The organism is Flavobacterium esculini (assembly GCF_048284325.1).
In the GTDB taxonomy this organism is placed as follows: Bacteria; Bacteroidota; Bacteroidia; order Flavobacteriales; family Flavobacteriaceae; genus Flavobacterium.
Map to the genome: position 1 here is coordinate 1 of NZ_JBLVPI010000033.1, position 7,165 is coordinate 7,165.

Here is a 7,165-nt window from a genome sequence, read left to right on the forward strand (position 1 = left end):
TTTTGTTCTCTCTTAACGCATCAGGATGCTTTTTTTTGTAGTCATAATATCCTATTTTAGTTATCTTCGTAAGATAATCAAAATCTACAATGATGCTACCGAAGGTTTAGTTCAACATTTGCTACAATTGATTTGGGCAATTGGCTTAATGGGTAAATGGTTTTGTATTTGGGATGATTTGGCAAATCCGAATAATGGGCTTAATTTAACCCCAAACCAGAAATCTCTAACACGTCAGTAATTACATAGAAAATATCAATATCGCAATAAATTAAGTTGCTCAAGTCGGATGGACATGGCTCCAACAGAAACATTAAATTTTTGAGCCAAAGATTCAAAATAATTTGCGTCATATGACTGCGCTGAAGATAGCTTTCTTGCAAATTCTCGAATGCTTCTACATTCTCTTCTTAAATCAGATACATTTCCTTTAATTAAATTAAAAGCAGTTTCTTCATTAATCGAAAAATCCGAGACTCCAAATCTTAATATAAATTCTTTAGTAATGTCTTTTTTAGGCATTAGAAAGTAAGTCGCTCCTTTGTCTGCGACCTTTTCTTCTGGAGCTCGTCTTTGATATGTTGTGGAATTATCAAACGGTAAATCACGATGTAGTAATTGTTGATCGTGGAATAAAGCGTGAGTTAATTCGTGTGCAGCAGTAAATCTTTGAGTAGGCTCGGAAAACTTGTTTGAAATAACTACTAATCTATTGGTTTGGTCAATAAGACCCGCGATTTCGATAACGTTTCCTTCTTCATCAGGAACTCCAAATTCCTCTCGAATAACATAATCATAACAAAGTACATTCTGAAAAATAAGTTTTGGTTCAAGAATTTCTTGGGGGGCTTTTGGAGGATTTTTCCAGATAATATTCTTGTGTTTCCACACAAGATTTTGAAAGTCCTTTACACCTTGTTCTACCTCTAAATCCAATGGTTTTTTATTAGCCTTGAGTCGATCGATCAGATTGTTTAAATCCCTATAAAACGGAAGCTTTGCATCAAACTCCTTTTGAAGTATACTGATTTTAGAAGTAGCTAGAGAATTATAATTTGTATAATCTACATCTAAGTACTGTAATTTTGAACATATTTCTTCACAATATCTAAAGTCATCGCTTCCGAATTGAAGAAGGTTTAGGCGAATAATGGCTAGAGAGCCTGCTAAAGCAGCAACTGCTCCGCTAAAAGCAACATGAGAATCACCTCTTGCAGCCTTGAACGCATTATCAAAGACATAATTAGCTATTTCGCATAATTCAATTGAAAGGTTACAAATGTCCAAAGGAATCGCAATAGCAACTTTCATTTGTTCTAAAGCCTGTCTTCGTAATTGATTTCGAGTTATTGGATCAGTTTCTCGATTACGTAAAGTTCTAAGTTCAATAGCTTTATCAAACTCAAGAGCATCATTAGTGAACAATTCACTAAGTTGCGGAAATATTTTGGTTTCCAAATCATCGGAGTGTTTAAGAAGCTTTGGTAATACATTACTAAAAATTGCTTGATATTTGGTCCTATTTGTGAGCCCAATTACAGTTATCAGTAGCTTTGCAGCAATCATTGCCTGAAAAGCAGCAGCGCTTCCTGAACCAGGTTTATGTTTTCCTGCACCAAATTTTTCTAATAACTCTACCGTAGATATATCTAATAATGTTTTCTCCATATTTTATAGTCAAGTCACAAATATAAGTAAAAACGTTGGTTTAGAGCAATATATAACTATGTAGTCATTGATCCCCGATACCGACCGCTCTGATATACCCTAATCGTTAGCGCATTCTAAACTGTGCCCACAAAGGTGAGCAAATTAGGATTGATTTTTTAGCCTATAATCTGCGCCGGATTTTTAATCTGATTGACCCAGATAAAATGTCCGACGCTTATCATAGTCGCCTCAAAAGATGAAGCGGTACCACTTCACCACACGAAGATGCTCCACGATGTTATCATTGGTTCGCAACTGGTCATTATCGATGGAGCGAACCACGCACTCATTTGGTCACATACTGACGAGTTCATGCTGTTAGTGGACAAATTCCTCGCAACATGATGGACTACAACTCTTAATTATCAGAAGAGACGGGAGTATTCTAAAAACATCCCAACCATGTAGGCTATTAGTAAAAAAAAATATTGGTTAAATTACCGTTATGACAGTAAAATAGGGGGCTATATCTGTATGTTTAATTGTTTTTTCTAGAATTTATGTAAAATTTACTGTTATGGCAGTAAAAAAATACCATTTTATTAATAAAATGGTATTTTGTAACATATATTTGTTTATTTTTACTGTTAAAGCGGTAAAAATGAATGATTTTAATTTAGGTCTCTTCATAAAAGAGCATCGTAAGCAAGCAGGATTGACACAATTAGAATTGGCTAATCTGGCAGGAGTAGGGAAGACTACAATTTTTGATATTGAGAAAAATAAAGAAACGGTTCGTTGGAATAATCTTTTAGCTGTGCTAAAAGTATTGAACATTGAAATCCAGTTTAAAAGCCCCATCAATAAATAGTCATGAGAAAAGCAATAATATTAGTTCACGATAAAAGGGCTGGGGTATTGATTGAAGATAGTGCTGGCAGTTATCAATTTACCTATGATGACAATTATGAAGGAGAACCGGTATCATTGACGATGCCATTGACCAATAAAAAGTATTCATTTGTCAAATTCCCCTCTTTTTTTGAAGGTTTACTGCCAGAAGGCATAATGCTTGAAGGGCTTTTAAAAATCGGTAAAATTGATAAAAACGATTATTTCTCCCAACTTATAGCTACAGGAAATGATTTGGTAGGTGCAGTAACGGTAAAAGAATGGAAAGATGAATAGATGCCCAATAACGTACGAATTATGTGGTACTGAAAAATACAGTGAAAAAGGGCTTCGACTGATTGCTCCTAAACTTACTGCACTACATGATTTGCCTTTTACGGCAGCCGAGCAGAGACAGGAAGCGGCTAATCGTGCAAAGAAATTGTCTATTCAAGGAGTGCAGCCAAAATTAAGTGCTGTGATTTCAGTGGTAAATGAACAATTTGAAATTGTAGATCAGTTTGGCAACTATATTATAAAACCGCAAAATGATATTTTTCCGGAACTGCCAGAAAATGAAGATGTAACGATGAAAATGGCAAAAGTATATGGATTGGAAGTACCTTTCCATGGATTGATTTATTCAAAGGATGGGAGTCTTTCATATTTTATCAAACGATTTGACAGATACAGTAAGGGGAAAAAATATGCTACGGAAGATTTTGCACAATTAACTGGGAATTCCAGAGATACGAAGTATGATTACACAATGGAAAAGTTGGTCAAAGTAATTGAGGAGTACTGCACTTTTCCTGCTATAGAGAAAGCCGATTTCTTTAAACGAGTTTTGTTCTGTTTCATAACAGGCAATGAAGATATGCACTTAAAGAATTTTTCAGTTATTACAAAAGCTGGAAAAACAACTTTGACTCCGGTTTATGATTTCTTAAATTCTTCCATTTCCATTATAAACCCACAGGAGGAGTTAGCGCTATCTCTCAAAGGTAAAAAGAGTAATTTCAAGGCAACGGAGTGGATAGATTATTTCGCAAAAGAACGTTTGCAGCTTAATGACAAAACAATTGATACCATTTTATCTGATATGAATAAAAGTCTATCCAGATGGACTGAACTTGTAGAAATATCTTTTTTATCAGATGCCATGAAAGAAAAGTATCTGAAGTTAATGGATAATAGGATTAAGAGATTTTGATAATTATTCTTTTAGTACTGCTTCCAGTAACATTTTGAATAATTTAATTTGTTTAATAATCTTTATAGTTATTTCAGGACGGGGATAGAACAGGACATGGAGCATACATAAAGCATACTAAGTTTTGTATTGCTTATAATCAAAACAGCATCCAAAGTGGGTATAGTACCGATTTAAAAATGCTCAATTACATTTTATCATAATATGCTGTAAGTGGCTAATACATTTTAAGAATGAAGTTAAAAAAAGTGCTGGAATACTTTTATATAAAAGAGTCAATGATCAATTGTTTGTCTTGCTGGTACATCCCGGAGGTCCTTTCTGGAAGAACAAGGATGCGGGACATTGGTCCATACCAAAGGGAGAATTCAATGAAGAAGAAAATGCATTTGATGCCGCCATCAGAGAATTTGAGGAAGAAACAGGTATTCATTTAGAGGGGCATTTTATAGCACTTTCTCCTGTAAAATTAAAATCAGGTAAAGTAGTTTATGCTTGGGCTTTGGAAAAAGATATTAATGCCGACGCTGTAGTGAGTAATACGTTTGAGATAGAATGGCCACCAAAGTCAGGAACATTAAAAAGTTTTCCTGAAATAGACAGAGCACAATGGTTTACTGTTGATGAAGCATTGGAGAAAATCAATGAGGCAATGGGGAATCTTATTTTGTAGTTGCTAGAAAAGATTTAGTCTTGAGGGGTGGGCAGATTGCAAAGGATTATAAAAAAAGCCCTCTAGAAAATCCAAAGGGCTGATAATTGAAGATGACTTTATTTTTTTGATTCTTCTACAGAGACTTTTCTAAACTCTTTTAGTAGTTTTTCTATTTCCAAAGTTGATTTACGAGCTCTTGGTCCAGCAGCTTTGACACCTTTCTCAATTAGTGATTCAGATTCTGTTTTAAATGTTTCGATTTCGGCGTTGATTTTTTCGATTAGATCTTTCATGATAATGCTTTATTAAATTAGGGTGTAAAAATAAAAGTTTGCCTGTTAGATATGATTAATTTGCTGTTAAAATTCTCGTTTTTTTAAAGATAGTTGTGTCGTGTAATTCAAAATAGACGGGTGATAATTGGTTGTAAGTGACTTAAGAGTGATTGCTCGATTTTAATTTATAAGCCATCAGTTTTCTAAATATCCAATTTTTACCTGTTCCAGCAATTTTACATTCTCTTCGATCGTATTTTGAAAAAACTCTGCCATGATTTTGGCAATATCGCTGGAATGAATATCAGTAGTATTTTTCTTTAGGATCTTTTTTATCCTCAGAAAAAGATCTTCGTTTAATTGGGCAATTTTACCCATGTCTCTTCCTAATACTTTTGCAGCAATCCAGTTTAGGTTGATATCTTTATCTCCAAAAAGGTCATTGTGTTTTTCATATATTTGATCGGCATACATATCAAAAAAATGCTTTAGGATCTTACTGATGTCTTTGATATCGTCGCGTCTGATTTCGGGACGTTCTTAAAAAGCAAGCAATTTGAGCAATACAATACCGGGTAAGGTGCAAAATTTAAAGCGGTGTTTTTCTTCTAGTTCAGCTTCCGGAAGCCCGGAATCATAAATCTCTTTGAATCCAGGCATATTGAGACTGGTAAGGCCGGTTCCTTCAACTGTTATATTAGATGGTTTGGCCTCAATTTCTCCAAAAGGCATTAAATCGATTTGTATAATGTTTTTCCATTTAAGAACAAAACCATTGCCTTTATAAGGGATGAATCCTTCAACATTGATGAGATATTCTCTTAGGTCCGCATAGGTATTTTTGTCATTTATAAAAACGGCAAAATCGATGTCTCCGGTAACTCTGCTTGGTGGTATATCGTTTATGGCAGTCATCCAAACATCTCGTGCCACGGCGCCTACCAGATAGAAGTCTATATTGTATTTATGTAGTCCTTTTTCTAATGCGGTAAGCATTTCTGAAATATGAGGCTGTTGTTGTAATTGTTTAAAACTGATCTTGTAAATACTCATCGTAAATTTTTTGTGCGGTTTCTGTGCATCTTCGGTCTCCTTTATTCATTAAATCGGCATAGGCCAGGAGAGGGTGTACTGTGTTTGCGTTTTCTTGTTCGTCTGTCCAAAACTGTTTAAATGCTTTAATATTGCCTTCTAAGTCCGGAACCAGACGGTAATTTTTCATTAAATCGCTTGTTTCTTCTTTGGTATATAGGGTAAGTTCCTCAGGACGTAAATAATTGGTGAGAAGGTCTCCTGCAGGTTCTCCACCCCAGATTGTTTTCCCTTTTTTAAGGGGAATATTTTTCCAGTTATAAAAATCGTCTTTATTGAGAAAACGAAATGTTCCTATCGCTAAGGTTGGCTTTAGCCGTTTTTCATATTCTAGTACCCATTTATCTAACAATTTTTTCTTGTTCTCCATCTGGAGTTCATTCTTAGTCAGCTGTATTAAAAAACCTTCCTCTTTTAAACCATTGAATATGGTGTTTAAAGTGCCAATTCCGGTATTCGTTAATTCAGCAATTTCGCGATAGGTACTGTTGATACAATCCTTAATTAGGAATTGATAAATCACTTTTAATCCTGTTTTAGTAAAAGCTCTATTAGTTGTTTTATTTTTTAATTCAATAGGGGTGTTACCATCAATATAGAGATAGATTTCATCTTTATTCAGGAATATATTGCCATTAGCTTCTAAGTAGGCAATATTTTTTTTGCGCAGCTCTTCCTTTATCTTCGGAAATATACGTTGTGCGACAATAATAAAAGGATTTTTTGTAATAGCAAGTTCTTCTATTTTAGCAAGATGTATGTTTCTAAGTTCTTTTTTAATTTCTGCATATAGTCCTATAGTATGTTTATTCAATTGCAAGAGTAATTTTCCGTCAATAATATCGTCATTGGGGAGTTCTTTCCACTCCACATGGATAATACCGCTCTTTTGGACATTATTTATAGCGTACTGTATGATTTCTTTTTCATTCATTTGTTCATAAATTACTATTGTTCACGGAAACGTGAACAATAGTAATTTATGAACAAATGTACAATTATTATCTTTACTAGCAATTGCTACTTTATTAAATCCATTCTTGATTTAATAAAGTAGCAACACTATAACTTAATCAAAGAAATTTTTTGTTTTTGGATTTGATGAAATAAAAAGAGAAGTGATAAATATATCTTTTAAAAGAACTGGTGGAAGACTATAATTTGAATACTAATGTAAATTCCTGTATAATGTTTTGGTATAGGCTGCTGCTGTGTTTTAATTCATAAAAAGGTAAAGAACTGACTTATGCTTTTTTACGATATTGTCAGTTTTTTTGGTAGCGTCCTACTAACTGTGTAAGTTGAAAAGTTATTCTGAAAAATATTTGAGCTCATTTAAAAAGCTCAAAAATATTTTTTGGAAATAACTTTTTTCCTATTTTTAAACTA

The 7,165-nt window shown here is 33.8% G+C and carries 10 protein-coding genes; 5 read left to right on the forward strand and 5 right to left on the reverse strand.

Features of this window, described 5'->3' with window-relative positions; translation table 11 throughout:
* The first annotated feature begins 25 nt into the window (after nucleotides 1-25).
* On the forward strand, nucleotides 26-241 hold the full coding sequence (locus ACNQGG_RS17040) for a hypothetical protein (RefSeq protein ID WP_417966022.1): 216 nt from the start codon (nucleotides 26-28) through the stop codon (nucleotides 239-241).
* A 14-nt stretch (nucleotides 242-255) separates the two neighbouring features.
* Here the strand turns inward: ACNQGG_RS17040 and ACNQGG_RS17045 are convergent, their stop codons facing one another.
* On the reverse strand, nucleotides 256-1,668 hold the full coding sequence (locus ACNQGG_RS17045) for a cyclodeaminase/cyclohydrolase family protein (protein ID WP_417966024.1): 1,413 nt from the start codon (nucleotides 1,666-1,668) through the stop codon (nucleotides 256-258).
* 559 nt (nucleotides 1,669-2,227) lie between these two features.
* Between ACNQGG_RS17045 and ACNQGG_RS17050 the strand changes: the two genes are divergently transcribed.
* The 4 genes from ACNQGG_RS17050 to ACNQGG_RS17065 all read left to right on the forward strand — a co-directional run bounded on the left by ACNQGG_RS17050 (nucleotide 2,228) and on the right by ACNQGG_RS17065 (nucleotide 4,427).
* Nucleotides 2,228-2,521, forward strand: coding sequence for a helix-turn-helix transcriptional regulator (locus ACNQGG_RS17050; RefSeq protein WP_417966026.1), 294 nt, complete (start codon nucleotides 2,228-2,230; stop codon nucleotides 2,519-2,521).
* Between the two features lie 2 nt (nucleotides 2,522-2,523).
* Nucleotides 2,524-2,838 carry a HipA N-terminal domain-containing protein gene (locus tag ACNQGG_RS17055; protein WP_417966028.1) on the forward strand — a complete coding sequence of 105 codons (315 nt, stop codon included), beginning with the start codon at nucleotides 2,524-2,526 and terminating at the stop codon, nucleotides 2,836-2,838.
* Complete coding sequence (locus ACNQGG_RS17060; RefSeq protein WP_417966030.1) at nucleotides 2,831-3,754, forward strand: HipA domain-containing protein; 924 nt, start codon at nucleotides 2,831-2,833, stop codon at nucleotides 3,752-3,754. Before ACNQGG_RS17055 ends, ACNQGG_RS17060 begins: the two co-directional genes overlap by 8 nt.
* A 256-nt stretch (nucleotides 3,755-4,010) precedes the next feature.
* A complete protein-coding gene (locus ACNQGG_RS17065; RefSeq protein ID WP_417966038.1) occupies nucleotides 4,011-4,427 on the forward strand; it encodes an NUDIX hydrolase in 417 nt (138 codons plus the stop codon).
* A gap of 98 nt (nucleotides 4,428-4,525) precedes the next feature.
* On the opposite strand, the gene ACNQGG_RS17070 is transcribed toward ACNQGG_RS17065, so the two are convergent.
* From ACNQGG_RS17070 to ACNQGG_RS17085, 4 genes are all read right to left on the reverse strand, one after another.
* Nucleotides 4,526-4,702: a histone H1 gene (locus ACNQGG_RS17070; RefSeq protein ID WP_116761021.1), complete on the reverse strand. Its 177-nt coding sequence runs from the start codon at nucleotides 4,700-4,702 to the stop codon at nucleotides 4,526-4,528.
* Nucleotides 4,703-4,879: 177 nt separating this feature from the next.
* Nucleotides 4,880-5,158, reverse strand: coding sequence for a hypothetical protein (locus tag ACNQGG_RS17075; protein WP_417966032.1), 279 nt, complete (start codon nucleotides 5,156-5,158; stop codon nucleotides 4,880-4,882).
* A gap of 66 nt (nucleotides 5,159-5,224) precedes the next feature.
* Nucleotides 5,225-5,737, reverse strand: a complete 513-nt coding sequence (locus tag ACNQGG_RS17080; RefSeq protein WP_417966034.1) for a hypothetical protein — start codon at nucleotides 5,735-5,737, stop codon at nucleotides 5,225-5,227.
* Nucleotides 5,712-6,710, reverse strand: coding sequence for a type IV toxin-antitoxin system AbiEi family antitoxin (locus ACNQGG_RS17085; RefSeq protein ID WP_417966036.1), 999 nt, complete (start codon nucleotides 6,708-6,710; stop codon nucleotides 5,712-5,714). Before ACNQGG_RS17085 ends, ACNQGG_RS17080 begins: the two co-directional genes overlap by 26 nt.
* Between the last annotated feature and the right edge of the window lie 455 nt (nucleotides 6,711-7,165).

What these genes read in the sequence shown, in the direction of transcription:
- ACNQGG_RS17040 (WP_417966022.1), top strand. Translation starts at nt 26, where the DNA reads ATGCTTTTTTTTGTAGTCATAATATCCTATTTTAGTTATCTTCGTAAG.
- ACNQGG_RS17045 (WP_417966024.1), bottom strand. Translation starts at nt 1,668, where the DNA reads ATGGAGAAAACATTATTAGATATATCTACGGTAGAGTTATTAGAAAAA.
- ACNQGG_RS17050 (WP_417966026.1), top strand. Translation starts at nt 2,228, where the DNA reads ATGGCAGTAAAAAAATACCATTTTATTAATAAAATGGTATTTTGTAAC.
- ACNQGG_RS17055 (WP_417966028.1), top strand. Translation starts at nt 2,524, where the DNA reads ATGAGAAAAGCAATAATATTAGTTCACGATAAAAGGGCTGGGGTATTG.
- ACNQGG_RS17060 (WP_417966030.1), top strand. Translation starts at nt 2,831, where the DNA reads ATGAATAGATGCCCAATAACGTACGAATTATGTGGTACTGAAAAATAC.
- ACNQGG_RS17070 (WP_116761021.1), bottom strand. Translation starts at nt 4,702, where the DNA reads ATGAAAGATCTAATCGAAAAAATCAACGCCGAAATCGAAACATTTAAA.
- ACNQGG_RS17075 (WP_417966032.1), bottom strand. Translation starts at nt 5,158, where the DNA reads ATGTATGCCGATCAAATATATGAAAAACACAATGACCTTTTTGGAGAT.
- ACNQGG_RS17080 (WP_417966034.1), bottom strand. Translation starts at nt 5,737, where the DNA reads ATGAGTATTTACAAGATCAGTTTTAAACAATTACAACAACAGCCTCAT.
- ACNQGG_RS17085 (WP_417966036.1), bottom strand. Translation starts at nt 6,710, where the DNA reads ATGAATGAAAAAGAAATCATACAGTACGCTATAAATAATGTCCAAAAG.